This window comes from Patescibacteria group bacterium (assembly GCA_028716665.1).
Taxonomy (GTDB): Bacteria; Patescibacteriota; Patescibacteriia; order UBA2591; family JAQUPP01; genus JAQUPP01.
Window position 1 is genome coordinate 114,261 of record JAQUPP010000002.1, and the last position, 25,226, is coordinate 139,486.

35 protein-coding genes and 2 tRNA genes are annotated in these 25,226 nt (G+C 35.1%); 24 read left to right on the plus strand and 13 right to left on the minus strand.

The annotated features are described in order from the left end of the window. Positions 1–12: 12 nt before the first annotated feature. The 15 genes from rplP (at position 13) to map (ending at position 7,863) form a co-directional block, all read left to right on the plus strand. Positions 13–423, plus strand: a complete 411-nt coding sequence (rplP, locus tag PHF10_03610) for a 50S ribosomal protein L16 (protein MDD5534809.1) — start codon at positions 13–15, stop codon at positions 421–423. Between the two features lie 3 nt (positions 424–426). Then, complete coding sequence (rpmC, locus tag PHF10_03615) at positions 427–612, plus strand: 50S ribosomal protein L29 (protein ID MDD5534810.1); 186 nt, start codon at positions 427–429, stop codon at positions 610–612. Further along, positions 609–842 (plus strand): 30S ribosomal protein S17, encoded by a 234-nt coding sequence (gene rpsQ / locus PHF10_03620; GenBank protein ID MDD5534811.1) that lies wholly within the window; start codon positions 609–611, stop codon positions 840–842. The genes rpmC and rpsQ overlap by 4 nt, the downstream gene beginning before the upstream one ends. A 15-nt stretch (positions 843–857) precedes the next feature. Then, complete coding sequence (rplN, locus tag PHF10_03625; GenBank protein MDD5534812.1) at positions 858–1,229, plus strand: 50S ribosomal protein L14; 372 nt, start codon at positions 858–860, stop codon at positions 1,227–1,229. 19 nt (positions 1,230–1,248) lie between these two features. After that, positions 1,249–1,557 (plus strand): 50S ribosomal protein L24, encoded by a 309-nt coding sequence (gene rplX, locus PHF10_03630; GenBank protein ID MDD5534813.1) that lies wholly within the window; start codon positions 1,249–1,251, stop codon positions 1,555–1,557. A 108-nt stretch (positions 1,558–1,665) separates the two neighbouring features. Beyond that, the gene (gene rplE / locus PHF10_03635; GenBank protein ID MDD5534814.1) at positions 1,666–2,211 is read left to right on the plus strand and encodes a 50S ribosomal protein L5; all 546 of its coding nucleotides are present in this window, start codon (positions 1,666–1,668) and stop codon (positions 2,209–2,211) included. Positions 2,212–2,213: 2 nt separating this feature from the next. Continuing rightward, complete coding sequence (locus PHF10_03640; GenBank protein MDD5534815.1) at positions 2,214–2,399, plus strand: type Z 30S ribosomal protein S14; 186 nt, start codon at positions 2,214–2,216, stop codon at positions 2,397–2,399. Positions 2,400–2,519: 120 nt separating this feature from the next. Beyond that, a complete protein-coding gene (gene rpsH, locus PHF10_03645) occupies positions 2,520–2,942 on the plus strand; it encodes a 30S ribosomal protein S8 (GenBank protein MDD5534816.1) in 423 nt (140 codons plus the stop codon). A gap of 9 nt (positions 2,943–2,951) precedes the next feature. Next, positions 2,952–3,500: a 50S ribosomal protein L6 gene (rplF, locus tag PHF10_03650; GenBank protein ID MDD5534817.1), complete on the plus strand. Its 549-nt coding sequence runs from the start codon at positions 2,952–2,954 to the stop codon at positions 3,498–3,500. Between the two features lie 17 nt (positions 3,501–3,517). Next, a complete protein-coding gene (gene rplR, locus PHF10_03655; protein ID MDD5534818.1) occupies positions 3,518–3,901 on the plus strand; it encodes a 50S ribosomal protein L18 in 384 nt (127 codons plus the stop codon). Between the two features lie 29 nt (positions 3,902–3,930). Continuing rightward, on the plus strand, positions 3,931–4,416 hold the full coding sequence (gene rpsE / locus PHF10_03660; protein ID MDD5534819.1) for a 30S ribosomal protein S5: 486 nt from the start codon (positions 3,931–3,933) through the stop codon (positions 4,414–4,416). Between the two features lie 2 nt (positions 4,417–4,418). Further along, positions 4,419–4,910: a 50S ribosomal protein L15 gene (gene rplO / locus PHF10_03665; protein MDD5534820.1), complete on the plus strand. Its 492-nt coding sequence runs from the start codon at positions 4,419–4,421 to the stop codon at positions 4,908–4,910. A gap of 200 nt (positions 4,911–5,110) precedes the next feature. Beyond that, on the plus strand, positions 5,111–6,385 hold the full coding sequence (secY, locus tag PHF10_03670) for a preprotein translocase subunit SecY (protein ID MDD5534821.1): 1,275 nt from the start codon (positions 5,111–5,113) through the stop codon (positions 6,383–6,385). A 66-nt stretch (positions 6,386–6,451) separates the two neighbouring features. Beyond that, positions 6,452–7,108, plus strand: a complete 657-nt coding sequence (locus PHF10_03675) for a nucleoside monophosphate kinase (GenBank protein MDD5534822.1) — start codon at positions 6,452–6,454, stop codon at positions 7,106–7,108. Further along, the gene (gene map / locus PHF10_03680) at positions 7,105–7,863 is read left to right on the plus strand and encodes a type I methionyl aminopeptidase (protein MDD5534823.1); all 759 of its coding nucleotides are present in this window, start codon (positions 7,105–7,107) and stop codon (positions 7,861–7,863) included. The genes PHF10_03675 and map overlap by 4 nt, the downstream gene beginning before the upstream one ends. A gap of 51 nt (positions 7,864–7,914) precedes the next feature. Here the strand turns inward: map and PHF10_03685 are convergent, their stop codons facing one another. From PHF10_03685 to PHF10_03705, 5 genes are all read right to left on the minus strand, one after another. After that, on the minus strand, positions 7,915–8,343 hold the full coding sequence (locus tag PHF10_03685; GenBank protein MDD5534824.1) for a hypothetical protein: 429 nt from the start codon (positions 8,341–8,343) through the stop codon (positions 7,915–7,917). Between the two features lie 80 nt (positions 8,344–8,423). Continuing rightward, the gene (locus PHF10_03690) at positions 8,424–9,806 is read right to left on the minus strand and encodes a class II fructose-bisphosphate aldolase (protein ID MDD5534825.1); all 1,383 of its coding nucleotides are present in this window, start codon (positions 9,804–9,806) and stop codon (positions 8,424–8,426) included. A gap of 89 nt (positions 9,807–9,895) precedes the next feature. After that, positions 9,896–10,786 carry a hypothetical protein gene (locus PHF10_03695; protein MDD5534826.1) on the minus strand — a complete coding sequence of 297 codons (891 nt, stop codon included), beginning with the start codon at positions 10,784–10,786 and terminating at the stop codon, positions 9,896–9,898. Between the two features lie 81 nt (positions 10,787–10,867). Further along, entirely contained in the window at positions 10,868–11,095 is a 228-nt protein-coding gene (locus PHF10_03700) for a hypothetical protein (protein ID MDD5534827.1), read from the minus strand. A gap of 14 nt (positions 11,096–11,109) precedes the next feature. After that, on the minus strand, positions 11,110–11,733 hold the full coding sequence (locus PHF10_03705) for a DedA family protein (protein MDD5534828.1): 624 nt from the start codon (positions 11,731–11,733) through the stop codon (positions 11,110–11,112). A gap of 137 nt (positions 11,734–11,870) precedes the next feature. Between PHF10_03705 and PHF10_03710 the strand changes: the two genes are divergently transcribed. After that, the gene (locus PHF10_03710) at positions 11,871–12,659 is read left to right on the plus strand and encodes a lytic murein transglycosylase (GenBank protein ID MDD5534829.1); all 789 of its coding nucleotides are present in this window, start codon (positions 11,871–11,873) and stop codon (positions 12,657–12,659) included. 112 nt (positions 12,660–12,771) lie between these two features. Continuing rightward, positions 12,772–13,242, plus strand: coding sequence for a hypothetical protein (locus PHF10_03715; protein ID MDD5534830.1), 471 nt, complete (start codon positions 12,772–12,774; stop codon positions 13,240–13,242). A 63-nt stretch (positions 13,243–13,305) separates the two neighbouring features. Here the strand turns inward: PHF10_03715 and PHF10_03720 are convergent, their stop codons facing one another. The 8 genes from PHF10_03720 to PHF10_03755 all read right to left on the minus strand — a co-directional run bounded on the left by PHF10_03720 (position 13,306) and on the right by PHF10_03755 (position 17,777). Further along, positions 13,306–13,746, minus strand: coding sequence for a hypothetical protein (locus tag PHF10_03720; GenBank protein ID MDD5534831.1), 441 nt, complete (start codon positions 13,744–13,746; stop codon positions 13,306–13,308). 618 nt (positions 13,747–14,364) lie between these two features. After that, entirely contained in the window at positions 14,365–14,763 is a 399-nt protein-coding gene (locus tag PHF10_03725) for a cupin domain-containing protein (protein ID MDD5534832.1), read from the minus strand. Between the two features lie 129 nt (positions 14,764–14,892). Further along, the gene (locus PHF10_03730) at positions 14,893–15,174 is read right to left on the minus strand and encodes a hypothetical protein (protein MDD5534833.1); all 282 of its coding nucleotides are present in this window, start codon (positions 15,172–15,174) and stop codon (positions 14,893–14,895) included. A 104-nt stretch (positions 15,175–15,278) separates the two neighbouring features. Next, a tRNA-His gene (locus PHF10_03735) sits at positions 15,279–15,352 on the minus strand. A gap of 7 nt (positions 15,353–15,359) precedes the next feature. Next, positions 15,360–15,434 (minus strand) — tRNA-Arg (locus tag PHF10_03740). A gap of 45 nt (positions 15,435–15,479) precedes the next feature. Next, positions 15,480–16,361, minus strand: a complete 882-nt coding sequence (locus PHF10_03745) for a M48 family metallopeptidase (protein MDD5534834.1) — start codon at positions 16,359–16,361, stop codon at positions 15,480–15,482. A 24-nt stretch (positions 16,362–16,385) separates the two neighbouring features. After that, positions 16,386–17,339 carry a tyrosine-type recombinase/integrase gene (locus PHF10_03750; protein ID MDD5534835.1) on the minus strand — a complete coding sequence of 318 codons (954 nt, stop codon included), beginning with the start codon at positions 17,337–17,339 and terminating at the stop codon, positions 16,386–16,388. Between the two features lie 30 nt (positions 17,340–17,369). Further along, the gene (locus PHF10_03755; GenBank protein MDD5534836.1) at positions 17,370–17,777 is read right to left on the minus strand and encodes a VanZ family protein; all 408 of its coding nucleotides are present in this window, start codon (positions 17,775–17,777) and stop codon (positions 17,370–17,372) included. A 195-nt stretch (positions 17,778–17,972) separates the two neighbouring features. Here PHF10_03755 and PHF10_03760 point away from each other — a divergent pair, with 195 nt between their 5' ends. The 7 genes from PHF10_03760 to PHF10_03790 all read left to right on the plus strand — a co-directional run bounded on the left by PHF10_03760 (position 17,973) and on the right by PHF10_03790 (position 25,224). Beyond that, complete coding sequence (locus tag PHF10_03760; protein MDD5534837.1) at positions 17,973–19,307, plus strand: hypothetical protein; 1,335 nt, start codon at positions 17,973–17,975, stop codon at positions 19,305–19,307. Between the two features lie 285 nt (positions 19,308–19,592). Next, positions 19,593–19,856, plus strand: a complete 264-nt coding sequence (rpsO, locus tag PHF10_03765) for a 30S ribosomal protein S15 (GenBank protein ID MDD5534838.1) — start codon at positions 19,593–19,595, stop codon at positions 19,854–19,856. Between the two features lie 12 nt (positions 19,857–19,868). Continuing rightward, entirely contained in the window at positions 19,869–20,384 is a 516-nt protein-coding gene (locus tag PHF10_03770) for an NYN domain-containing protein (GenBank protein MDD5534839.1), read from the plus strand. A 249-nt stretch (positions 20,385–20,633) separates the two neighbouring features. Next, positions 20,634–22,805: a polyribonucleotide nucleotidyltransferase gene (locus PHF10_03775; GenBank protein ID MDD5534840.1), complete on the plus strand. Its 2,172-nt coding sequence runs from the start codon at positions 20,634–20,636 to the stop codon at positions 22,803–22,805. 71 nt (positions 22,806–22,876) lie between these two features. Beyond that, complete coding sequence (locus tag PHF10_03780) at positions 22,877–23,458, plus strand: hypothetical protein (GenBank protein ID MDD5534841.1); 582 nt, start codon at positions 22,877–22,879, stop codon at positions 23,456–23,458. A gap of 25 nt (positions 23,459–23,483) precedes the next feature. Continuing rightward, positions 23,484–24,560 (plus strand): GDP-mannose 4,6-dehydratase, encoded by a 1,077-nt coding sequence (locus tag PHF10_03785; protein ID MDD5534842.1) that lies wholly within the window; start codon positions 23,484–23,486, stop codon positions 24,558–24,560. Continuing rightward, positions 24,544–25,224, plus strand: coding sequence for a glycosyltransferase family 2 protein (locus PHF10_03790; GenBank protein ID MDD5534843.1), 681 nt, complete (start codon positions 24,544–24,546; stop codon positions 25,222–25,224). Before PHF10_03785 ends, PHF10_03790 begins: the two co-directional genes overlap by 17 nt. The last annotated feature ends 2 nt before the right edge of the window (positions 25,225–25,226 follow it).

A 25,226-nucleotide genomic window follows, 5' to 3' on the forward strand; every position in this document is an offset into this window, starting at 1 on the left:
AAAAAGCTAATTATGTTAATGCCACGAAAGGTAAAATATAGAAAAATGCATAAAGGGCGCCGACGCAATAAAAATTTGGCTTGTACCAAGGTTAGTTTGAATTTTGGAGAATACGGATTAAAAGGACTCGAAGCTTGCTGGATTACGGCTCGTCAAATTGAAGCGGCTCGTCGTACTATCACTCGTTTTTTACACAAGGGTGGGAAAGTTTGGATTAGAGTTTTTCCTGATAAATCCGTAACTATGAAAGGAGCTGAAACTCCAATGGGCGGAGGAAAAGGAGCGGTTGACCATTATGTGGCAATTGTTAGAGCCGGAACTATTTTATTTGAAATTACCGGCGTGGATGAAGTAACAGCCAAAGAAGCATTAACTTTAGCTTCTCATAAATTACCCATTAAAACTAAATTTTTGAAAAAATAAATTATGAAAGTTAAAGAATTACGCCAAAAATCAAATGCTGAACTTACCGCTTTATTGGCGGATTTGAAAGAAAAATATCGCGGATTTCGTTTTGATATTCAATTGAAACAACAGAAAAATGTTAAAGAAATAGATAAAGTTAAAAAAACAATTGCTAGAATCCTTACTATTTTAAAAGAAAAAATATGAAAAGAGTTTTTAAAGGCATTGTAACAAGCAATAAGATGCAGAAAACAATCGTTGTTAAGATTGATCGGATTAAGATACATCCATTATACAAAAAAAGATATAAATTCAGCAGAAAATATAAAGTTCATGATCCTAAAAATGAAGCTAAAATAGGACAGACTGTTGTTTTCGCAGAATGCAGGCCTTTATCTAAAGATAAAAAATGGAAATTAGTGGAGGTGGTTAAATAAAAATAAAATTATTTTATGATTCAAGATAGATCAATTATAAAAGTAGCGGATAACACCGGAGCGAAAGAGCTGAGAGTTATTCATGTTTTTAAAGGATACAAAAGACGTTACGGCGGAATAGGGGATATTTTTACAGCTTCAATTCAAAGGGCCGTTCCTCATACTATGGTTAAAAAAGGAGAAGTGGTTCAGGCAGTTTTAATCAGAAGCAGAAAAGAAATAAGAAGACCGTCGGGAATCTATATCAGATTTGAAGATAACGCAGCGGTTATTATTGATAAAAAATCCAAAGAACCGCGCGGTACCAGAATTTTTGGCCCGGTAGCCAGAGAATTAAGAGATAAAGAATTCACTAAAATTATTTCCATGGCTCCGGAAGTGTTATAATTTAGAATAAATTTTTGTTATGAAAATTAGAAAAGGAGATACAGTAAAAATGATGCAAGGTAAAGATCGCGGCAAAAAAGGCCGGGTAGTTAAGGTTTTCCCGCAAGAGAATAAAATTATGGTTGAAGAAATCAATATGGTGATTAAACATGTAAGAGCTAAGCGTGAAAATGAAAAAGGCCAACGAATCAGAAAACCAATGCCATTTAACGCTTCAAGAGTTTTACTTGTTTGCCCAAAATGCGCTCAAACCATCAGAATTGCTTCAAAAGTATTGGCTGATGGAAGAAAAATAAGATTTTGCAAGAAATGTAAAGAAGTAATATAAATCAGCTTCTTAGCTGGTAGCTTCTTAGCTTTTTAGGGCTAGAAACTACAAAACCAACTTTAAAAATTTTCTAAGAAGCTAAAAAGCTAATTCCTAAAAAGCTAAAATATGAATTTAAAAACAAAATATTTAAAAGAAGCGGTTCCGGCCATGAAAGAAAAATTTGGCTATAAGAATGATATGGCGGTTCCGAAAATAAAAAAAGTGACGATTAATATCGGTTTAAATCGTGCAATAATGGAAAAAGATCAGAAATTTGTTGATTTGACTACTGATACGATATTGAGAATTACCGGACAACAACCGGTTAAAACTTTATCTCAAAAATCAATTGCCGGTTTTAAAATCAGACAAGGACTTGTTGTCGGCTTGAAAGTTACCTTAAGAGGATCTAAAATGTATGATTTTTTGGAAAAATTAATTAAAATATCTTTTCCAAGAACAAGAGATTTCAGGGGTATTTCAATGAATAACGTTGATAAACAAGGTAACTTATCAATCGGACTGAAGGAACAAATTGTTTTTCCTGAAATATCTCCGGAAAGCATCACTAAAGTTCACGGTCTTGAAATTATTATCACCACTTCAGCTAAAGAAAAAGAAAAAGGAATTGAACTTTTTAAACTAATAGGATTTCCATTCAAAAAATCTTAATTATGGCAATTTTATCACAAATTTTAAAATCTCAAAGAAAACCTAAATTTGGAACGCGAATTGTCCGACGCTGTTGGCGTTGCGGCAGAAAAAGGGGATACATGAGAGATTTTGATTTATGCAGAATTTGTTTCCGAGAATTAGCCACCAAGGGTGCTATTCCCGGCATCAGAAAGAGCAGCTGGTAAGTTCATAAGTTAGTAAGTAGATAAGTTAAGAATTTAATGAAACATAACTTATATAAATAAACTTAAAAATTTAAAAAAACTTATAAACTTATAATCTTAGTAAGCTTATAAACTTAATTTATGGTAGATCCAATCGCAGATTTATTAACAAGAATTAGAAATGCCTCAGCGGTGAGAAAAGCTGAAGTTATTTTACCTTACTCTAAAATTAAATTTGAGATGGTAAGTCTTTTAGAGAGAGAGGGGTTGATTGAAAAAGCTGAAATTACTGAAGCTGATTCAAAGAAAAATAAAGATGTTTTAGCGGCTAATTTTAAACAAATTAAAATAATTTTAAAATATAGCAGAAACGGACAATCGGCTATCACTAATTTAAAGCGTGTTTCCACTCCCGGCAGACGGATTTATGTTAAAAAAGGCAGAGCGCCAAGAGTATTGGATGGATTGGGAATATCAATTTTAACCACTTCTCAAGGCATTATGACCAATAAAGAAGCGTACAAAAAGGGTTTAGGAGGAGAATTAATTTGTCAAATTTGGTAATTAAATTATATGTCACGTATCGGAAAAAAAATTATTTCTATTCCGCAAGGAACAGAAGTCAAAATTAAAGATCAGCATATTTCTGTAAAGGGGCCGAAGGGGACCATGGATTTGGATTTTCCTTCTTTTATAATGGTTAAAAGTGAAAATAATGAAATATTGGTAACAGTGACAAATCCCGAAGATAAGACAGAAAGATCTTTATGGGGAACTATGAATCGATTGATTTCGAATATGGTTCATGGAACTAAAAATGGATTTGAGAAAAAACTTGAATTAGTGGGTATTGGTTTTAAGGCCCAGGTAACCGGTCAAAAATTAACTTTAAACATAGGTTTTTCCCATCCGGTGGAATTTCCTTTTTCAAAAGATATTGAAATAAAAATAGAGAAAAATATTCTTACTATTGGCGGAATTGACAAGCAGGCAGTTGGCAATGTAGCCGCTAAAATAAGAAAATTAAAACCACCGGAGCCTTATAAGGGGACTGGTATCAGATATCTTGGTGAGGTTGTGAAGAAGAAGGCAGGTAAAAAAGTCTCAGCTACATCTTCCTAAAATATAAATAAAAAATTATGGCTACTGATTCTAAAATATTATTACGAAAAAAGAGGCATCTTCGCATTCGAGCGAAGATTAAAGGGACGGCGGAACGCCCCAGACTTTCTGTTTTTAAAAGTAATAAATATATTTACGCTCAATTGATTGATGACGACAAAGGAGTAACTCTTGAATCGGCTTGCAGTTTGAATTTAAAGAAAAGCAGTGATAAAATGGAAACTAATGAAAAATATTCCACCGGTAAAAAAGCAGTTGCTTTTTTAGTCGGACAGTTAATCGCTAAAAAAGGATTAGAAAAGGGAACCAAAGAAGTTGTTTTTGATAGAGGGGGATATAAATATCAAGGTAGAATAGAAGCAATAGCCGAAGGAGCCAGAGCGGGCGGATTGAAATTTTAATTTTAATATTGAAATACTAAAAATTTAATATGATGCAACAAAGATCAAATCGTAGAAATGCCTCTGAATCAAAAGTTGAGCCTGAATTCAAACAACAATTGATTGAATTGGCCAGGGTAACCAGGGTGGTCCAGGGCGGAAAACGCATGAGTTTTCGCGCTTGTATTGCTATTGGCAATTGCAAGGGTGATGTTGGCGTGGGAGTGGCAAAAGGCGCTGATGTATCTTTAGCTATGACAAAGGCCACAAGAGAAGCAAACAAAAATTTAATTAAAATACCTATTACTGACGAAACTATTCCTCATTGGGTGAAAGTTAAAGAAGGATCGGCGGTAATTTTATTAAGACCGGCGGAGAAAGGACACGGGATTGTGGCGGGCGGAGTATCCAGAGTTATACTGGCCTTAACCGGTATTAAAAATATCACTGCTAAAACATTAGGTTCTCGCAATAAAATTAATAATGCTAGGGCGACAATTAAAGCCCTTCAAGCTTTAAGATATGATAGAATATAATTATGGCTATTTCTTTATCAAAATTAACTCCTAAAATTAATTCTCGTCATCGCAGAAAAGTTGTCGGCAGAGGCAATGCCTCAGGACACGGCTGCTATTCATGTCGCGGATTAAAAGGACAAAGAGCAAGAACAGGTGGCAAAAGAAAATTAAAACTTATGGGATTTAAAACTGTTTTAAGGCGCATCCCAAAGTTGGGAGGCTTTAAAAGTATTTATCCTAAATTAGTTGTAATAAATTTAGACATATTGGAGAAAAAATTCAGCAATGAAGCGACAATTGACCCGGAAAAATTGGTTGAAATCGGTTTGGTTAAGAAAATGCAAAAATCAAACGGAATAAAAATTTTAGGCAATGGTAAGTTAACCAAAAAATTTATCGTTAAAGCGCAGGCCTTTTCTAAATCGGCTACTGAAGCCATTGAAAAAGCCGGCGGCCAAGCGATTAAAATAACGGTTTTGTCTGCAAAGGCAAGTCCGAAGGACGAAGCCTGAGTAGAAACAAAACCCTTACCCCCTCCTTTATCTCAACGATAAACTTTCGATAATCGTTAAGATAAAAGGCGAAGCCGCTTCGCTTACGGCGTATCGTAAAAGGATAGACCCCCGATGGAGTAAAGAAGGGGGTACGCAAAATTGTAGTTAAAAATTTTGCTCCGCCAGCTGGTGGATTAAATAAATTAAATAATTTTGGTATGTTGGAAAAATTAAGGAGAATTTGGGATATCAGAGAATTGAGAAAAAAACTGCTTTTTGTTATAGGAATGCTGGTTGTTTTTAGAATTGCCGCTCATATTCCGGTTCCCGGAATTAACGTGGCCAATCTTCAAGATTTTTTCTCCCGTAATCAGGTTTTGGGCATGTTGAATATTCTCTCCGGTGGAGCAATGAGTAATTTTTCTTTAGTCGCTTTAGGCGTTGGTCCTTATATCACCGCCTCTATTATTATGCAGCTTTTAACAATGATCGTGCCTCGCCTTGAAGCTTTAAGCAAAGAGGGTTCAACCGGTTATCAAAAAATTAATCAATATTCCAGATTAATTACCGTACCTTTAGCAATTCTTCAAGCTTACGCCATGATTATGATTTTTAAACAATCAAGTCAGCATTTGATTGAATTCACTTCAAAAATACAGATGATTAATACCATCATTATTATGACGGCTGGAACTATTTTCCTGATGTGGATAGGTGAACTTATTACTGAAAAGAAAGTAGGTAATGGTATTTCTTTAATCATTTTTGCCGGTATCGTTGAACAATTGCCGATTTCTTTGCAGCAATCAATTGTTACTTTTGACAAAGCGCAAATTTTTAATTTTTTAATACTCGGTATCTTGGCTTTAATTACAATTGCCGGAGTTGTCCTTTTAACCGAAGGACAAAGAAATATTCCGGTTACTTATGCTCGCAGAATTCGCGGTAATAGAATGTTTGGCGGAATGGACACATACTTGCCGTTAAAAGTTAATCAAGCAGGAATGATCCCGATCATCTTTGCTATTTCAATTGTCTTGTTTCCCGGTTTTATCGGCCAATTAATGGGTCGGTCGGGTACGGCTTGGATCGCCGGTTTAGGTTCGCATATGGTGACTCTTTTTCAAAATCAAATTATTTACGGTTTAAGCTATTTTATTTTAGTTGTTGCGTTCACTTATTTTTATACAAGTATTATTTTTCATCCGACTCAAATCGCTGATAATTTGCAAAAACAAGGTGGATTTGTACCGGGTCTTAGACCGGGTCAACCAACAGCAAGTTATCTGTCTTCAATCAGCAATCGAATTATGCTGGCAGGCGCAACCGCTTTGGGTCTTGTCGCCATTTTACCTATTATTACTCAAGGAGCTTTTAAAATAAATTCTTTCACTATCGGTGGTGCCGGTATTTTAATCGTCGTCAGTGTTGTTTTGGAAACGGTTAAACAGGTTCAATCTCAAATTTCCATGTACGAATACGAAGATTTATAATTTTTGAAATTTTAAAATTAGCCCTTGTCCTGTAAGGGGACCTTGGCAAAACAAAGGAGGTAAAAAATGAACAAATCTTTAAAAATTGTTTTGATCGGCCAACCTGGTTCCGGTAAAGGTACCCAGGTAGATTTAATACACAAAAATTTGGGATTGGTTCTGATTCCTTCACCTGGAGATATTTATCGAGATCCGGAGTTCAGGAAAACAAAGTGGGGAGAAATTGTTGCTCCGATAATTGACAGAGGAGAATTCGCTCCGAATGATATAACCAATCAGATTATGAAAGAGAAATTTGCCATTTTAACAGATAATGGCAAAACAGGATTTATTTCCGAAGGTTATCCTCGAACCATGGGTCAGGCTGAATTTACTGACAAAGAAATAGGTATTGATTTCTTGATTAATTTAGAGGTTCCTAAAGATATGATTGTAGGGAGATTGTCAGGCCGTCGCATTTGTCCGCAGTGTAAAAAAAATTATCATCTGGTTACTTTACCGCCAAAAAAAGATGAAATTTGTGACATTTGCCAGGTGTCTTTGGTGCAACGAGAAGATGACAAACCGGAAGCGATTACAAAAAGACTTGATGTTTATCATCAAACAGCCGAACCAACTATTGAATATTATCGCCGACAAAATAAGGTAATTGATATCAACGGCAATCAATCAGTGGAAAAGGTTTTTGAAGATATAAAACAGGCCTTAGAAAAATATCTATGATTCCTATTAAAGACGAAAGAGAGATTGAAATCATGCGCCAAGCTGGGCGCATTTTGTCTGAAGTAATAAAAAAAATCGTCCCGATGATTAATCGGGACGATTCTACTTTAAATTTGGATAAATTGGCCGAAAAATTGATTATTGAAGCCGGAGCGCAGCCTGCCTTTAAAGGTTACGGCTCGGGCCGAAATGCTTATCCGGCCACTCTTTGTATTTCCATAAATAATGAAGTTGTTCACGGCATACCCAGACAAGATAAAAAATTTAAACAAGGCGATATTGTCGGTTTGGATTGCGGGGTAAAATATAAGGGTTATTTTTCCGATATGGCGGTTACGGTGCCGGTGGGCAAGATTTCTCCCGAGGCGCAGCGCTTGATAAATGTAACTAAAAATTCTTTGAATTTGGCAATCAAAAAAATAAAACCAAATATTTATTTGGGCGATATTTCTTATGAAATACAAAATTATGTGGAAAAAAATAAATTTTCCGTTGTTCGTCATTTTTGCGGTCATGGTATTGGCAAAGAACTTCACGAAGAACCTTCTATTTTGAATTTTGGCAAAAAGGGGACTGGGCCTAAACTATTGCCGGGCATGGTCTTAGCTTTTGAGCCAATGGTTAATCAAGGCCGTTATGAAGTGGAGGTTTCAGGTGATGGATGGACTGTAGTGACTAAGGACGGCTCTTTATCCGCTCATTTTGAACACACGATTTTGGTCACCAAAAAGGGCTGCGAAGTTTTGACCAGATAATTTTAAATTATCTGGAAAGAAAAGGGACCGCTTTTGTGGCGGCCCTTTTGATTAATAGGTATAGAGACTACAATAGTCTATCCAATGTGGGTATAGTCGTTTAGTAGCACTAAGACTACTATTATAATGTACGACTGGATTTGGTTTGTATATCTTTTCGTTAGTTTTTTGACGAAGAGAGTCAAGCCATTTTTGGTTTGCAATAATAGAATTTTCACAAATTCTTAGTATATCCAGTTCTTCTTCACTGGTTCTAATATCCTTGAGAGTCAAGCCGCCCTTTGTAAGTTCCTTTCTGAGTAAGTTAAGTTGATCATCATAGTTAGGAACTCCACCAAGACGAAGATGTTCGAGTAAACCATAAGCTGTTTTATAACTCTCGGTATGTGTAACTTTATATCTCTTAATGAATTCGCTATCGTTTGTTACGCAAATTACTACGGTACAGAATATCCAAGTTTCAACCCAAAATTTTTTCATTTTCCCCTCCCTTTTTTAAATAACCGGTTTATATTTTATATAAATATTATAGCAAATTTTTGCTTTTTGTCAAGATGAGATTATTTTAATTCAGCCGGCATTTTAAAATCAATTTTGGTTGGTTTGATGTATTTGGCAATTAGTTCGCGAGTGTTGTTGACGTTTAATTGTTCAGCCAGAAAACTGAATTTTTCACCAATGACTTGGCAAAATTTTTCTTTGATTTCAGGGCTGATTTGAGAAATTTCTTTTTCAAATGCACCCCAAGTTTTTTTTCTTAAATTATACAAAAATTGTTCATCGTTCCAATTTTCTTTTCGTTCTTTTTGGCAGTTATTTTTAAGCCAATCATACATTTTTTCTTTCAAATCTTGAGGAAAATATGGGTTGTCTAAAATAATGTTTTGAAAAGCCGTGGCCAAATGAATTTCCAGAACTTGATTTTGGGTGAATTTATTGAACATTTCATCTTTCAAAGTGGAGGCGCCGTGAGCTACTGCGCCGCCTAATCCATATTCTTGGCAGGCGATTTGTCCGAGATTTTTAAGAGTGTCAAAATCAATTTCTATATCGGCCATTTTGCCGTCTGCCAGCATTATGCCGCCATGGCTGGTGCCTGATTGGACGCTGATTTTGGAAAGGCCTGTGGAAATATTTGAATTTTTTAAAATTTGGTTATAATTGTTTAAAAATGCTTTCAGCTCTTCGGGGGTTGAATTTTTTTTGCCGATTTCTCCGATTTCTCCGCCAATGGAAACGGTTATATCTTTTGGCTCCAGTTTTCTGATAAATGATGTCAGCTCGGCCGTGGTTTCAAAATTTTTTCTTTGTTGTTCTTCAAGTGAAGATTGGGTTAAATCAACCAAAGTGGAGGCGTCTATGTCAATATTATAAAAACCGGCTTCAATGGATTCTTTAATTGTATTTTTTAAATTATTTAATTCTTGCTCGGGATTTTCTTGATATTTTTTTAAATTTATTTGGCCGTGATCTAATTGAATAAATACTGGTCCGGAAAATCCTTGTTTGATCGCCGCGGCCAAAATAACAGCCGCGTATTCAATAGGGGGTTGGGCGGTATAAACCATTTCCGTGCGAGCCAATTCAAAAATAAAAGCACCGATATTTTTTTTAATCGCTGTTTGAAAAATAACCTGGGCTGATTCATAAGTTAATCCTCGTAAATTCATGGCCGGCACGGTTATATCTTTAAATTCTCCGCGGCCATGAGCCAGATAAAAATCGTTAATTGAAGCCGGATAAACGTTTAATTTTTGGCCGATTTTTAAAATCAGCCAATGGCAAGCTTTTTTAATCGCTAAATCATCGTTTAAAGCCGCGTTTTCCGCCAACTCGTCAATAGTTTCGTTTAATTGTTCTTTATCTAAAATATCCAAGCCGTCATTTTCTATTTTTATGGCCTTGATATTTTGAATTAAATCTGGAATATTTTTATAAATCATACTTTAATCATAAGCTGATTTTTATGTTTAGTCAACTAAAACAGCGAGACCGTTGATAAGCGGCCTCGCTGTTTTTATATAAATAATCTTTATTTTATCGGTTTGTGGGGTTTTACGAATAAATTTTGTTCATCCGGATTGCCCAAAGTTTTGTCCATCTCTTTTTCGTATCCGCCTAAGTCCTTCGTACTATTGATAAATTCTTCTATTTTTTCCAAACTGTCTAATTCGGGTTCTAAATTGAACCCTTTTTGTTTTAATTCATGCAATCTTTTTAGGGCAAATGCCCATGCATTTCTTTCTTCTATTGCCAATAATTTTTCATATTGGACAAATAGATTTTTTGACACCGGGTACGATTCTTTTTCGTATTGAGGACAATAAAGCACCTCATTATTTTTAAGAGTTTTCCGTTTTTTTCCTTTAACAGCTTGCCAAGATCCCTCTAGTTTTAATTCTATATCAAGTATTTGTTTTTCAATTTTTTCGTCAATCCAAGAATGACCGATTTCATGAAATAAAGTAAGTATATTGCCTTTTTCCTTTAAATCGCCGTAAAACAATACTTCAATTTTTCTGTATCCTCCTTCTTCTTTCTCGAATTCCATTGTTTCAAGCCCAAAAGTGTCTTCTTCCGGCAGGCCGTTATATTTGGCGTTAGACAAATAAATTGTTTTTTTTGATAACATTTGATGGATAGATTCTCCGTCTCCATTTTTATTGAAAATTTTAATATCTTTGGTAATAAACAATCCTTCTTTTTGTTTTTCGTTTTGAGCGGGATAATTAACCCTTTCAATATTAGAGGGTAATTTTTTATAGCAAATAATTTCTTGAACAGGAACACCGCCCTTAAGTTCTCCTTTAATTTCAAGGGTTTTTCCATTTTCAAGACTATTTAAATCAGCCGAAAGAGATTTTCTCTCCGGTATTTTTTGTAATTCAGGGGAATTTGAAAATTCCATATTTCTTTCTCTCATATTAAATAAATTTTAGCATATTTTTTGAAAAATGTCAAATAAAATAGGCAGATTTTAAATCTGCCTATTAAATGGCGAATATCAGTATGATTGTACTTTCAGCAATGGTTCTTTGACTGTTTGCGGGGGCATTTCTTGAAATTTAATTTTACATTTTTCACAATATAATCCATGGTCAACTTCATGAGATTGATTTTTTGAGCCGGGACCAAATATTGGCGGGCCGTTTTTGGGATTATATTCTGTTCTCACGTCGCGCATAATTCTTCCGCCGCAAATAGGACATTTACCATTTGTTGGATTAGCCATTTTTATCACCTCCTTTAATTTAATGAACGATGATTTTTGATATGCCTCCAGATATATAAAATTACAGCTAAAATAATTAAAACCGCGATTAATACATCAAAATTGTGAAATTTTTCTCTGATTAAATCCCAATTGTTTCCCATTTTAATGCCCAGCCAAGTAAATAAGGCACACCAAGGCAAAGCGCCGACAAAGGTATAAAAAGAAAACTTTTTAAGATTCATTTTAGAGATGCCGGCCGGAAAGGAAATATAGGTTCTGACAATAGGCAAGAGGCGACCAAAAAAAACAGTTAAATCTCCGAACTTGGCAAACCATTTGTCCGCCATATCCAAGTCGTGTTTGGAAATTAAAATATATTTGCCGTATTTTTCAATCAAAGGGCGTCCGCCTTTAAAGCCAATCCAATAAGCCAGAAGAGAGCCGATTAAATTTCCGAATGCTCCGATTATCGCTACTAGCAGAAAATTCATTTTTCCCATAGCCACTAAGAAACCGGAAAAGGGCATAATTATTTCAGAGGGGATGGGGATACCGCAGCTTTCCAAAAGCATTAATAAAAAAACTCCGCTATAGCCGCTAAAGCCGATAGTTTTAATTATAATATTGGCCAGAAAATTGATAAAATCAGTAATCATATTGATTTATTATAGCAGACTTTTAAATTTAAACAAATTGAAAATAAGTTTAAGTATTGACAGAAATTTAATTTTAAGATATTATGAATAAATATTTGCGGTACCTTAAAATAAAAAAAAAGGGGGGGGTGATAAAAATGAATAAATTTTTATGGGGAATAATTATTTTATTTATTTTCAGCCAAGAAAGTAATTTATTCGCCGGTGAAAATAATCAAGCGGAACGCGAAAATCTTTTTCAAGAATTAATGGAAAAAGATTTTACTCGCCAAGAATTGGAAAATATTTTTTCCGATAAACGTGTTGAGATTTATGACAGTTTGATTGGTCCGTTTGGGAAAGAGAATGAAAAAAAGAGACAAAAATATTTGGAATTTCTTTTGTCTGACGCATCAGTCCAGGATGGTAAAACCTTTCTCCTGACTAATGAGGCTATCCTTTCGGATGTTGAGAAAGAAATAGGCGTGGACAAAGAAATTATCGTTTCTGTTATGAAAGTGGAGACTGACTTAGGCCGGTACTTCGGCAATTATCGAGTCTTTAATGTTTATAACACTCTCTATTTTAAATCTCATTCTGTAAAGAAAAGAGAGTGGGCCAAACAAGAGTTGATCTGTTTCTTAGTTATTTGTAAAGAAAATGGATTTGATCCCTTGAGTATCTTTGGATCTTCAGCCGGGGCTTTTGGTTGGTGCCAGTTTCTTCCCTCAAGTTGGAAATACACTTGTGACGGAAACAATGATGGCGTGATCGATTTGTTCAATTTTACCGATGCTGCTTATAGCACAGCGATTTTTTTAAGAGAAAGAGGCAAGTGGCAAGAAGGAAAGTGGAATAAAGAAGCGATCTTTAAATACAACAGAAGCTTGTTTTACGTAAAGACGGTTTATTTGTATGCCCAAAAAATTGGGTTTGATCAAAAATAAAAAAGCGGCTTTCTAAAAAAAGAAAGCCGCTTTTACATTGAATTTGACAAAAGTCGTAAATTTGTTATTATATTTATAGTTCTTATTAAACCTTAAAATAAAAGGAGGGATAATGATTATTCAATTAGGGCCATCAGCTATACCTTATAATAAGAGATTTCAATTTATGTGTTGTTGTTCTTATTATAAGCATCCGCATGGTTGTCCAAATTTTGGTAAAAAATCTGATTGTCCGCCAAATTTGCCCTTGATTACCAAAGTTTTTGATTTCGGGCAAAAAATTTATTTAATTTACACTGAATTTGATTTGGCCGCGCATGCCGAACGAATGCTGAAAATGCATCCGGATTGGAGTGAACATCAGATTTATTGCGTTCTCTATTGGCAGTCTAAAGCAAGGGTTTTTCAGCGGAAAGAAGAGGGGATGGCGATTAAACAACATGGTTTGGAATATATCTGTCGTTCTCCGGAAGCGCACGGTGTAAATATTACAGAATTAATGAAAACTCAAGGAATCGTCTTGGAATGGCCGCCCAGAAAAATTACCCGTTTGGTTTCTTTAGGGGGATGGAAAATAAAATAAAGAGGTCAATAAATTAATAAAATTGACCTCTTTTTTTAATGAAAATTCGTTTAAGATAAATTCTTAAAATTTTAGACAAATTTTAAGAATCCCCACGCAAATTAACCCCATCTCTGCTAAAATTAAAGGAACTAATAACCATTTCTTTTTCTCAATCTCATCAGTAAGATTAAAATCAATAATGGAGGTCATATAGACGATGACAAGAATGAAACCAATGGTGATGGCGACTGCTGCAATAATGGAAGCAGTGGTTTTGAAAAAAGTGAAGACGGAAAAGAAAGTGAAATCAATAGCAGTGGCAGCGAATGCAGTGAAGAATGAAACGAAGAAGAATTTGATATTAGTAACAAAAGCAAAATAGACAGAAGCAATAAGGGTAAAAACAAGAACAAGGGCGAGGGCGATGATCACGTCTTTGGTTAAACTAAATGTTATTGCAAAAAACCCGATTGCAAGAACAATCGCAGACAATACAGATAGACCCAGAGTTAATTTTTTCATTTTTCCTCCTTTATAAAAATAACTATTTTAAATTATAGATAAAATTAGAAATTTGTCAACTCTTTCATAAAGAAATTTTTATCTTTCTTTAAAATTATGATTTAAGTGGATAATTGTCCTTGACAAAAATTAAAGAACTGATATTATATTTATTAACCAGTATAGATTGCAGTCCTAAAAAGTTAGAAAGTCTTCTCGAGGTGGGCGTCTTGAGAAGACCTATACACCCGTATCCACGCTGTAGTACTAACTGGTCACGCCTGGTGGATTTTCCATGGAGAATCCATTGGAAACGGAACGTAAGGTTAAAGTGGGTTATTAAGGGTCCCATATCGCCTATGTCATCCTTGGGGTCGCATAGCTACGAGCTCTAAGGTTCTGACATTTTAAAGCGGGGTTGGTCAACGACCACCCCGCCTCTTTTTTATTTAAAAAATAGTTTTAGGCTTGTTTCTTTTGTGACGGATTCGCCCTATTTGTATTTTTTATTGTTTTTCTTGCCTCTAGCATTAATCTTTTTGCTACCAATCTTTTTTGGGTTTTATGGGAATGTGATTTTTTGTGTCTATTTAATCCCGTGCTTCTTTTTGCCATATAATATTTTTATTAATTAGTTAATTATTCTGTGGTTTTACCGTCAAATTCTTCGCCATTGGTTTCCGCCTCTTCTTTGGTCGCGCGGACTATGCCATCTTTATGATGAGCGGGGGAATAAATGGTATAAAGTTTTAAGTCCTCAACCTCTGACGTATTGATAACATTGTGTTTTGCTCCGGCGGGCACAACTATTGCGGTGCCATTACCGACTTCATATTCATTGCCGTCAATAATCACTTTGCCTTGACCCGCTTCAAAGCGAAAAAATTGATCATTATCATTGTGAATTTCCATTCCAATTTCTTCTTTAGGCAGGAGACTCATCAGCACCAACTGGCTGTGTTTTCCTGTGTATAGAACTTTGCGGAAATTTTTATTTTCTAAAGTGTCTTTTTCAATATTGGCGTTAAATCCTTTCATAAGTTTTAAAATTAATCAATTAAAATAAATTAATCTTTTATAACTATAAGTCTTCTATGTCATTTTGTCAATACTTTATCTTTTTAAAAAAAATACCACCTCAACATTGTCGAAGTGGTATGATTTTATTCAAGTGATAATTTTAAAAAGTTCTAATTTTACACAAGGATCAGTTAAGGATGGCCTATCATTAACATTGGCAATAGTGTTGGGTGTAGTTTCTTTTTTTTCGAGCAAGGGACAATATTCTGGTCGACATGCAACTCTTTTTGTGTGATGTTTTGGTGCGTCAGGGTGCATACACAGAACTCCAAAATATGGCTCGCAATCTTTATAAAATGGACATTTTGTGTCGGGCCACGAGAAATCATCAGAATACCTAAATTCAGGTATGTAGTCTTCTTTTTTCATTTTTCCTCCTTTATAAAAATAACTATTTAAAATTATAAATAAAATTAGAAATTTGTCAATACTTTATCTTTATCAAAAAAACGAGTTAAAATAACTCGTTTTTTTGGGGTGGCTAACGGGATTCGAACCCGTGATAAGACTTCCACAGAGTCTTGTGTTACCACTACACTATAGCCACCATGGGCTGGTACCCCCAAGAGGAATCGGACCTCTATGTTCAGCTTAGAAGGCTGACGTTCTATCCATTGAACTATGGGGGCAATAAAAATTTAAAATTAAAAGACAAATAGACTACGAGACATTTTCTATTTCATTTTTCTTAAAGCTTCGATGCGTTTTTGAATCGGCGGATGAGTGGAAAAAAGATTGGCCATTAAACTGTTTTGACCAAAAGGATTGGCAATATATAAATGAGCAGTGGCCGCCTCGGCTCTTTTTAAAGGTTGTTTATCTTGAGAAATTTTTTCCAAAGCGCTGGCTAGTCCCTCGGGATAACGAGTCAAAAGCGCACCGGAAGCGTCGGCTAAATATTCTCTTTTTCTGGAAACTGCCAATTTAATTAATTGAGCGATAATAGGCGAGAGAACGATTAAAACAATGCCAACGATTAAAAAAATTGAACTGCCATTATCTCTGTCGCTTCGGTCGCGATTGCCGGAAAATCCGGTTTGAAAAACTAAACGAGCTAAAATATTAATCAGTCCGACCAAAACTATAACCAAGGTCATTAAGCGAATATCGTAATTTTTAACATGACTTAATTCGTGAGCGATTACTCCTTCCAATTCTTGATTTTCCAATTTTTGGATAATGCCCGTAGTTAAGGCGATAGAGGCGTGATTTGGATCGCGGCCGGTGGCAAAAGCGTTAGGCGACGAATCATTAATAATATAAATTTTAGGTGTAGGCAGTCCGGCAGTAATGCAAAGATTTTCCACCATTCGATAAACATAAGGATTTTCAGATTTATTCAAAGGTTGAGCGCCTGAACTCCAAAGAGCCATTTTATCACCTGAATAATAACCGAACAAGGTGGTAAAAAAAGCGAAAAATCCGGCTATAATCAATCCCGCAGAACCGATTGAAGTGTATTTGGAAACGATCCAGCCGATGAATAAAATAAACGCGCAAAAAATAACAATCAGTAAAATAGATTTATGTTTATTGGAATCAATTTCTTTGTACATAAGTTTTTCGCATCTTACCTCAAACTAGTTTTTTCTTTTTTTATCGTGGAAGGCCTGATAAACATCTTTTAAATGTTGGTCTGTGACGTGAGTATAAATTTGAGTGGTGGTAATATTTTTATGTCCTAATAATTCTTGAACCGCTCTCAAGTCCGCGCCGCCGGCCAATAAATCAGTGGCAAAACTGTGACGCAAAGTATGGGTGGTGATTTTTTTGGTAATACCGGCTACTTTGGCGTATTTTTTAACCAGTCTTTGAATGGAGCGGGGAGTGAGGCCTGGTTTATTTTTTTGTCCTTTTTCTTTTTTCGCGCTGTCGGTTCCCGCTTTGTCGTGTCGGACAAAAACATTCGGTTCCATATCAGTCCGCGTTTCCAAATATTTTTTCAAGCAATATTTTGCCTGATTTGATAAAAACACCAATCTCCATTTTTTACCTTTTCCGCAAACACTGAAATCATCTTTTTTTAAATTAATATCATCAATTTTTAAATTAGTCAATTCTGAAACGCGCAAGCCGGTGGAAAAAAGCAGCTCCAAGATTGATTTATCGCGCAGTTTTATGATATCCGGCTGTTCTATTTGAAACGGCGCTTCAAGCAGTTTTTCCAAATCATCGCCCTCTAAAAAAGAAACTTGTCTTTCGCCGGTTTTTGCCAATTCAATTTTTTCCGGAGCATAAGTTTTAATGTCTCTCTTGGCCAGATATTTTAAAAAATTTCTTAAAGCGATTAAGTGATAATTTTGAGTGGAGGTGGAAAGGCCGCTTTCAGAACGTGAGTTTTTCAAGCGAGAAAGAAAAAGGCGGTATTGTCGGACAACATCCGAAGTTATTTCTTGAGGCGAATTGGCACCGGTTTGTTTTAAAAATCGTTCCAAATAAAATTTGTAATTTCTGACAGTTAAATCCGAAGAACCTTTTTCGATTTCCAAATGTTCCAGAAACTCAGTGATTAAATTTTTTAAGTCGTTTGCCATGTTATGATTATGACAAATTCTTTAAATAAGTCAAGGTTTTGCGACGCCAGAAAAACTCTTTATTTTAATCATATATCCGATGGCTGCTCCCATTGAATCAATACCAATATCCATTAAAGAACTGACTCGGCCAAAAATAAATTTTTGGTGCCACTCGTCTGAAAAAGCGTAAAGAATGGAGAATAAAAGCGCCCAGAACATTTTTTGTTTTTTGGATAAATTATCAAGCGCCCGAAATAACAGTAAAAATAAAATATAAAATTCTGCCATGTGAGCGATTTTTCTTAAAACAGTATCCCAAAATTCACTCAAAGAACTTCGCAAATCGGGGATAGAGGAAAAATAAAAAATCAATCCGGCCCAAATAATAACCGGCAGCCACAAATTCAGCCATTTTTTTAATTTTGTCATGGTTTTAATAATATTGATTAAAACCATATTCGTCAAGTATTTATTATTAAATTACTAAACGTTTTGGAGCGGCTGCATCAAAACGTTTAGTAATTTAATCTGCAAGAAATGTTGTTTTATAGATATAATAATTAGGTTTTTTTGGTGTTATTATGATTGACATAAAATCATTTTTTTAATATAATATTAATCATAGTTTAGAGTTAAATTTAATTTTTGTTTATGAATCAAGAACAAAAACAAGAACAAATATTTGATAGTCATAAATCTCAGCATGAAAAATATCAGGCCATTTTAGATGAGACCGCCAAAGAAATGGAGAAAATTACTTTTTCTCGAGCAGATAAAGAAGAAATTTCCGAACTTAAAGAATCTGAAGAAAAATTCAGAGAGAGTTCGCGTGAATTATGGAAAGAATTTGCTGTTCATGGAATTTTGCGTTTTGATCACAAAGAGAAAAAAATAAAATTGCAGTCACATACTGATTTGGACGGAAAAACTTGTTTAGGGTTTTTGAAAATGGCAGGTTTTAACGTTGATAATGTAACTTATGTACCGCCCGGAGAATTTATTCCAGGAGCAACCAATTTAGATACCGGTATGAAAACAGGAATAGTTGTTTCAGAAGAAGATGAGACTGCCTGGTTTGACCATCACGGAAACGAATCTACGGAAAAAAGTATTCCGGCTAGTCGTCATCTTTATTTAGGTCTTATATCTAAAGGTTTTTTAAAAAAAGATCCTGTTTTAGATAAATTATCTCAGTTTGTTTCCCGCGTAGATCGCGCTCAATATCCTGATGCCAAAGAACTTTTTACCATAAGCGATCGCACTGTTTTCGGACTTCAGAGATTTTTTAGTTTTGAAAATTTATATGATTATTTTCAGCAAGGCCGTTCGCCTCAAGAAATTCTTTCAGATGAAGATTTAGAAAAATATGGCCTTGTTCAAAGAAGTAATGAACAGAGAGGAGTAATTAAAAGTTCTTTAGAAACCATTGAAAAATTAAAAGAAAATGGATTTGTTATTAAGACGAAATTCGGCGAAGTAGTGATTGATATAGATAAAAAAGTAGCCGGTGGTTATCAGGCCGTCAGAGCTGCCGATTATGACGGTTATGTTTTATATTCTCCGCGATTTGAAAGTTTTTTTATTTCAATTCATCAGGCGGATTTGTCAAAAATTGATTTTTCACAGGGAAAAAATATTCGAGAGAATATGTGGATTAAACCGCAAGATGAAAAAAAACCTTTAACTATTCCACTTCGAGAAGTAATTGAAAAATTAGGCGGTGAAATTCCTAAACAAGGATCTTTAAAGGAAACAACAGAAATGATTGATTTGCGTTTTAAAGAATTTATAGTCACTCCGCTAACTTCGCGTGATAAAAATAATGAAATTAAAACTATCACCTGGGATCTGGGAAAATTGGCTATTTTCCCCAAAGATTTTAAATTTGATCCCGGTAAAAAATATAAGGTCAAAATCAAATTTGATTCCGCCCCAGGGGAAAGAAAAGGCTTTTATATTTTAGAAGTTTTAAAAGAAGCAGAATAAATGATCATTTTGGGTTGCTAAAAATAATAGAATGTGCTAATATAATAATATTATAATTAAACTTAAATTATGCCAGGTAGTGGACTTTGACTCGTCCTCCCACCGCTAAAAAGTTTTACCTGGTAATACCATAATTGCGCGCTTAATCAATTAAAAAAGTCTAATTTTGTTGATTTTTGGTCGGACAAAAAATTCATATAACAAACAAAGGTTTCCTAAATAATTTAATTAATAACTTAAAACTTTGGTAATTTTACAAAAATTGTCAAAGTTCTACTACTTGGTATGCTTAAAAAAGAAGAAAAAAAACAAATTATCACCGACAATCAAATTAACGAAACTGACACCGGTTCGTCTGAGGTTCAAATCGGTCTCTTAACCAAAGAGATTGAAAGTTTGACCGAACATTTGAAAGCTCATATCCATGATTTTTCATCCAGGCGCGGTTTGATAAAAAAAGTCAGCCAAAGACGAAAATTTTTAAAATATCTTCAAGCTAACGACCCTAAAAGTTACGAGAAGATTATTAAAAAACTTAAAAGAAAATAATAAAATTTTAGTATGATCAAACATAAAGATCAGAGGATCGGAGTTTTTATTGACGTGCAGAACATGTATCATTCTGCCAAAAATTTGTATCATGCCAATGTTAACTTTGCAAAAGTTTTGGAAGAAATTGTTGCCGGACGTCAATTGATCCGAGCTATCGCTTATGTTATCAAATCAGACAGCCGCGAAGAACAAACTTTTTTTGAAGCGCTTTCAAATCAAGGGTTTGAATTGAAAATAAAAGATTTGCAAATTTTCCCGGGCGGAATGAAAAAAGCGGATTGGGATGTTGGAATGGCGGTTGATGCGATTAAATTAGCCGACAAAGTTGATGTGGTTATTTTGGTAACCGGCGATGGAGACTTTATCCCGTTAGTTTCTTATTTAAAAGAAAACAAGGGCTGCCGAGTGGAGCTGGTGGCTTTTGAACGAACCACTTCGTCTAAATTAGTTGAAACAGTCGATGAGTTTACCGATTTGGGCAAAAACATTAAGAAATTTCTAATTAAAAGATACAACAACAAATAACAAGGGCCGCAAATTTCTCCTTCACTCAGCGCTCCAATCCCTTGAAAATTATACTCGTTTTATTCTGAAAAATTCATAACTCCTCTCCCGACTATAGCGGGATCGTCAAACAGATGAATTTTTCAATAAAACTCCTTAATTTTCTAAGGCTTTTCCGCGACATCGTTCAGGCGAAATTTGCTAAATGTAAGAAATAATTAACTACTAAATTATCAAATAAAATAAATATAAATTGTTAAAAAAATGACTATGGAATTTACAACAGATGTAGCAGGCAAAAAATTAATAGTAAAAACCGGTGAAATAGCCGGTCAAGCAAATGGTTCTTGCACAGTTCAGTACGGTGAAACAACCGTTTTGGCCACCGCCGTTATGGGCGATAAAGACCAAGAGGGAATGGATTATTTCCCTTTAATGGTTGAATACGAAGAACGTTTTTACGCAGCAGGAAAAATCAAAGGTTCTCGCTTTATAAAAAGAGAGACTCGTCCACCAGACGAGGCTATTTTAATTGGACGCTTAATTGACCGCTCTATCCGTCCTCTTTTTGATCAAGATATGCGACGCTCGGTTCAAGTTATTTTAACCGTGCTTTCCATTGATCATGAAAATGATCCTGATATACCGGCGCTTCTCGGCGCTTCCATCGCTTTGCATATGTCCAATATCCCTTGGAACGGACCGATAGCAGGCGTAAGGGTCGGACAAATTAATGGAGAACTTGTTGTTAACCCAACTCAAACTTTAAGAGCTACCAGTAATCTTGATTTAATGATTTGCGGAATGAATAAAAGAGTTTTAATGATTGAAGCCGGTGCTCAAGAAATAGAAGCTGACGTAATGTATAAAGCAATGGAATTGGGCGCGGAAGAATTTGAAAAAATCAATAAATTTATTGAAGAAATCAGAGAAAAAACAGGCAAGCCAAAAATGGTTTTGGTGTCTTCTCTGAGTCCGGAAGATATTGCTGCCAAAGAAGAAGTTAAAAAAATTACTGAAGAAGTTGTTAAAGCGGAAATGCCGAAATATTTCTTTGATCATCCGTTAAAAATGAAAGAAGACAGAATCGGCGCCAAGAAAAAATTGATTGCCCGTTTGGAAGAAGTTTTTATTGAAAAAAATATTGGTAAAGACAGAAGAGGCAAAGGTTTTGATTATGCCATGAAATTAATTTATCAGGAAATCAGCCAAGCTATTTTGGATCGCGATCAAAGAATTGACGGACGCAAACTTGATGAACTTAGAGAAATTTCCTGCCAAGTCGGAGTTCTGCCAAGAGTTCACGGTTCAGCCATATTTAACAGAGGAGAAACACAAGTACTCTCGGTTGTTACTTTGGGCGGTCCGGGTATGGAACAATATTTGGACACCATGGAAGACAGCAGCCGAAAACGCTATATGCATCATTATAATTTCCCGCCGTTTTGTTCTGGAGAAGCCGGGCCTTTAAGACAAACAGGACGAAGAGAAGTTGGTCATGGCGCTTTGGCGGAAAAAGGAATTTTACCGATTTTGCCGGATAAAGAAAATTTTCCTTATACTCTCAGATTGGTTTCAGAAGTTCTTTCTTCAAACGGCTCCACTTCAATGGCCGCGACTTGCGCTTCAGTTTTATCATCAATGGATGCCGGTATTCCGATTAAAAAATTAGTATCCGGTATAGCCGTTGGTTTAGCTTCTGAAGAAGGGGATAATGGATTTAAAAAATATAAAGTTATAACCGATATCCAAGATTTGGAAGACGGGCCAGGCGGAATGGATTTTAAAATTATCGGAACGCCGACAGGAATTACCGCCATTCAAATGGATACAAAAACAAAAGGTTTAACTTTTGACGTAATTAAAGAAACTTTTCAGGCCTCAGCAAATGCTCGAGTTAAGATTCTGGAAATAATGACTCAAGCTATGCCGAAGCCCAGAGAAAATTTCTCACCTTACGCGCCAAGAGTGACCATGATTAAAATTAATCCTGATAAAATCAGAGATGTGGTCGGACCGGGTGGAAAAATGATTAATGAAATCGTTGCTCAAACCGGATCAACAATTGATATTGAACAAGACGGCACAGTTATGGTTACTTCATTGAATGAAGAATCAAAAAATAAAGCGGTTGAATGGATTAAAAATATCACTCATGAAGTTAAGGCCGGTGAAATTTTCCAAGGTAAAATTACCAGAATTATGGATTTTGGCGCTTTTGCCGAAGTCGTGCGCGGTCAAGAAGGATTGATTCATGTTTCAGAAATGGCCAATTATCGCGTTGAACATCCTGATGATTTGGTTAAAGTCGGCGACATTGTACCGGTCAAAGTGATGGAAATTGACAGACAAGGCAGAATTAATCTTTCAATGAGAGCCTTACTTGAAGGCGGCGATCAAGCTCGTCCGAATCGAGGAGGCAATGATGATCGTCGAAGATAGAAAACGATACTAAAAAATAAGCTGATAAGCTGGTAAGCTGGTAAGTAAATAAGTAGTGAATAAAAAATAATATGAATGACAAAAGGGCAAAATTAATAATAAGAATTGTTGCCGGAGTGATTTTCGTTTTGTCACTTATTCTATCAATCATAAGTCTTTTATCTTTAGTGACTAAAATTTCTGGAATTAATAGAACAATATTCAGTGCGTATATCCAGATTTTTATGACCAGTAGATTTATGAATCATTTTTTCATTGATGTTATTGGTAGTCAGTTTATTTTTATACCTTTATATCTCTTATTTTTAAGTTTGATAATAGGTATATTTGGATTAATTGCTTCAAAAGGGCTATGGCAATATAGAAAATGGTGGAAGGTTGCTTTAATTATTCTCTCATTATTTTTAATAATTCTGAGTGGAAAAGGGATTCTATGGGTTTTATTGGGATTGGGTATTGGAATTGGTGACTCTGGGAGATATATTTCTCTTAAAGATATTTTTTATGTGTTACAAAAATTCGGAGTATTAAAATTTTTTGAAGCAGTCATATTCTTTGTCTTTTTTATTTGTCTATTTTCATTTAATAAAACAATAAGAAATGTTTTTGAGAAACAAAAAACTGGAGTAGCAGAATCAAAAAATAACGAATAAGAAAATAAAATTTTAAATTTAATTTATGCCAATAAATAAAGACTCCCTGCCTACCGGCAGGCAGGAAAAATTTTATCCGGGCGAAAGAAAAAATATTTTGGTTACAGGTGGAGCCGGTTTTATCGGTTCTCACCTTTGCGACCAATTGATAGCAGACAATAATGTTATTTGCGTGGATGATTTCATTGGCGGCGGAAATTTGAACAATATCAGTCATCTCTTACAGAACCCGAATTTCCGTTTTATCAAGCATGATATTAATTTGCCGATAAATTTTGAAGAATTTCCGGAATTAGCGAATTTTAAAATTAAAATTCACGGCATTCAGGAAATTTTTCATTTAGCTTCTCCAACCTCGGCTAAAAACTTTAATCAGTTGCGATTGAAAAGTTTGCACACCAATGCCATCGGCACGATTAATATTTTGGAAATGGCTAAATTGTATAAAGCAAAAATTCTTTTTACTTCTTCAGCCGTGGTTTACGGTTCTCGTCGCAAAGATAATTCTTCTTTCAAAGAAAGTGATTTTGGTTCTGTTAATTTTATCAGTCCGAGAGCTTGCTATGATGAAGGGAAACGTTTTGCCGAAACAGCCATGATGACTTATCGGGAAATGTACGGATTGGATACTAAGATTGTCAGAATTTTCAGAACTTACGGTCCGCGTGAAACTCTTTTTGACGGACAAATGGTTCCTGATTTTGTTCTGCAAGCGCTTACGCAGCAGCCTTTGATTATTTACGGAGATGGAAATTTTTCAACTTCGCTTTGTTACGTAGGCGATGTTGTTGACGGCATTATTTCAATGATGGACTCAAATGAAATCGGACCGATAAATTTGGGCGGATCAGAAGAATATAAATTGGTGGATCTGGCTAATAAAATTATAGAAATTACTCATTCTCAATCCAAAGTTGAGTTTAAATCACCGCTCCTTTTTATGACTCCGCTCGGTCTGCCCGATATCAGTTTGGCGAAAGAAAAATTAAATTGGCTCCCGGTTGTCGGATTAAATGACGGTCTGGAAAAATTAGTTGATTATGTTAAGGCTAACAGAATATTACTGGAACCTTTAATAAGTCAGTATGGAGAAAAATTTTAATAAAATTGTTATTGTTATCCCGGCTTATAACGAAATTAAAACCATTAAAGAAGTTATTAAAGACGCTCAAACAATAACCAAAGAAATAATAGTTATTGACGATGCTTCTTCGGATAAAACCGGCGAAGCGGCAAAAAATAGCGGAGCGAAAGTTTTCAGACATATCCTTAACTTGGGATTAGGAGGAGCCTTAAAAACAGGATTTGACGCGGCTCTCAGAGAAAATGCCGATATAGTCGTAACCATGGATGCCGATGGCCAGCATAAAGCAAAAGAAATTCCGAATTTAATCAAACCGATTTTGGAAGATAAGGCGGACGCGGTGATCGGATCAAGATTTTTAAATTATCAAGAAATGCCAAAAAGCAGGCGAATGTGCAACTTGGCGGCCAATTGGATTACTTTTATAATTTGCGGGGTTAAGACTACGGACAGTCAATCGGGATTAAGGGCGTTCAATCGAGTTGCTCTGGAAAAAATAGAAATAAAAAGCAGACACATGGAAGTCTCTTCCGAATTTTTTAAGGAAATTAAAAATAAAAAACTTCGTTTTGCGGAGGTGCCGACTGAAAGTATTTACACGGAATATTCTTTATCCAAAGGGCAAAATTTTTTCTTGGGTATTAAAACTTTGTTCAAATTAATTATAGATAGATTTATATAAAT

Coding starts and splice junctions, on each gene's coding strand:
- rplP (MDD5534809.1), top strand. CDS start 13: ATGTTAATGCCACGAAAGGTAAAATATAGAAAAATGCATAAAGGGCGC.
- rpmC (MDD5534810.1), top strand. CDS start 427: ATGAAAGTTAAAGAATTACGCCAAAAATCAAATGCTGAACTTACCGCT.
- rpsQ (MDD5534811.1), top strand. CDS start 609: ATGAAAAGAGTTTTTAAAGGCATTGTAACAAGCAATAAGATGCAGAAA.
- rplN (MDD5534812.1), top strand. CDS start 858: ATGATTCAAGATAGATCAATTATAAAAGTAGCGGATAACACCGGAGCG.
- rplX (MDD5534813.1), top strand. CDS start 1,249: ATGAAAATTAGAAAAGGAGATACAGTAAAAATGATGCAAGGTAAAGAT.
- rplE (MDD5534814.1), top strand. CDS start 1,666: ATGAATTTAAAAACAAAATATTTAAAAGAAGCGGTTCCGGCCATGAAA.
- PHF10_03640 (MDD5534815.1), top strand. CDS start 2,214: ATGGCAATTTTATCACAAATTTTAAAATCTCAAAGAAAACCTAAATTT.
- rpsH (MDD5534816.1), top strand. CDS start 2,520: ATGGTAGATCCAATCGCAGATTTATTAACAAGAATTAGAAATGCCTCA.
- rplF (MDD5534817.1), top strand. CDS start 2,952: ATGTCACGTATCGGAAAAAAAATTATTTCTATTCCGCAAGGAACAGAA.
- rplR (MDD5534818.1), top strand. CDS start 3,518: ATGGCTACTGATTCTAAAATATTATTACGAAAAAAGAGGCATCTTCGC.
- rpsE (MDD5534819.1), top strand. CDS start 3,931: ATGATGCAACAAAGATCAAATCGTAGAAATGCCTCTGAATCAAAAGTT.
- rplO (MDD5534820.1), top strand. CDS start 4,419: ATGGCTATTTCTTTATCAAAATTAACTCCTAAAATTAATTCTCGTCAT.
- secY (MDD5534821.1), top strand. CDS start 5,111: ATGTTGGAAAAATTAAGGAGAATTTGGGATATCAGAGAATTGAGAAAA.
- PHF10_03675 (MDD5534822.1), top strand. CDS start 6,452: ATGAACAAATCTTTAAAAATTGTTTTGATCGGCCAACCTGGTTCCGGT.
- map (MDD5534823.1), top strand. CDS start 7,105: ATGATTCCTATTAAAGACGAAAGAGAGATTGAAATCATGCGCCAAGCT.
- PHF10_03685 (MDD5534824.1), bottom strand. CDS start 8,343: ATGAAAAAATTTTGGGTTGAAACTTGGATATTCTGTACCGTAGTAATT.
- PHF10_03690 (MDD5534825.1), bottom strand. CDS start 9,806: ATGATTTATAAAAATATTCCAGATTTAATTCAAAATATCAAGGCCATA.
- PHF10_03695 (MDD5534826.1), bottom strand. CDS start 10,786: ATGAGAGAAAGAAATATGGAATTTTCAAATTCCCCTGAATTACAAAAA.
- PHF10_03700 (MDD5534827.1), bottom strand. CDS start 11,095: ATGGCTAATCCAACAAATGGTAAATGTCCTATTTGCGGCGGAAGAATT.
- PHF10_03705 (MDD5534828.1), bottom strand. CDS start 11,733: ATGATTACTGATTTTATCAATTTTCTGGCCAATATTATAATTAAAACT.
- PHF10_03710 (MDD5534829.1), top strand. CDS start 11,871: ATGAATAAATTTTTATGGGGAATAATTATTTTATTTATTTTCAGCCAA.
- PHF10_03715 (MDD5534830.1), top strand. CDS start 12,772: ATGATTATTCAATTAGGGCCATCAGCTATACCTTATAATAAGAGATTT.
- PHF10_03720 (MDD5534831.1), bottom strand. CDS start 13,746: ATGAAAAAATTAACTCTGGGTCTATCTGTATTGTCTGCGATTGTTCTT.
- PHF10_03725 (MDD5534832.1), bottom strand. CDS start 14,763: ATGAAAGGATTTAACGCCAATATTGAAAAAGACACTTTAGAAAATAAA.
- PHF10_03730 (MDD5534833.1), bottom strand. CDS start 15,174: ATGAAAAAAGAAGACTACATACCTGAATTTAGGTATTCTGATGATTTC.
- PHF10_03745 (MDD5534834.1), bottom strand. CDS start 16,361: ATGTACAAAGAAATTGATTCCAATAAACATAAATCTATTTTACTGATT.
- PHF10_03750 (MDD5534835.1), bottom strand. CDS start 17,339: ATGGCAAACGACTTAAAAAATTTAATCACTGAGTTTCTGGAACATTTG.
- PHF10_03755 (MDD5534836.1), bottom strand. CDS start 17,777: ATGGTTTTAATCAATATTATTAAAACCATGACAAAATTAAAAAAATGG.
- PHF10_03760 (MDD5534837.1), top strand. CDS start 17,973: ATGAATCAAGAACAAAAACAAGAACAAATATTTGATAGTCATAAATCT.
- rpsO (MDD5534838.1), top strand. CDS start 19,593: ATGCTTAAAAAAGAAGAAAAAAAACAAATTATCACCGACAATCAAATT.
- PHF10_03770 (MDD5534839.1), top strand. CDS start 19,869: ATGATCAAACATAAAGATCAGAGGATCGGAGTTTTTATTGACGTGCAG.
- PHF10_03775 (MDD5534840.1), top strand. CDS start 20,634: ATGGAATTTACAACAGATGTAGCAGGCAAAAAATTAATAGTAAAAACC.
- PHF10_03780 (MDD5534841.1), top strand. CDS start 22,877: ATGAATGACAAAAGGGCAAAATTAATAATAAGAATTGTTGCCGGAGTG.
- PHF10_03785 (MDD5534842.1), top strand. CDS start 23,484: ATGCCAATAAATAAAGACTCCCTGCCTACCGGCAGGCAGGAAAAATTT.
- PHF10_03790 (MDD5534843.1), top strand. CDS start 24,544: ATGGAGAAAAATTTTAATAAAATTGTTATTGTTATCCCGGCTTATAAC.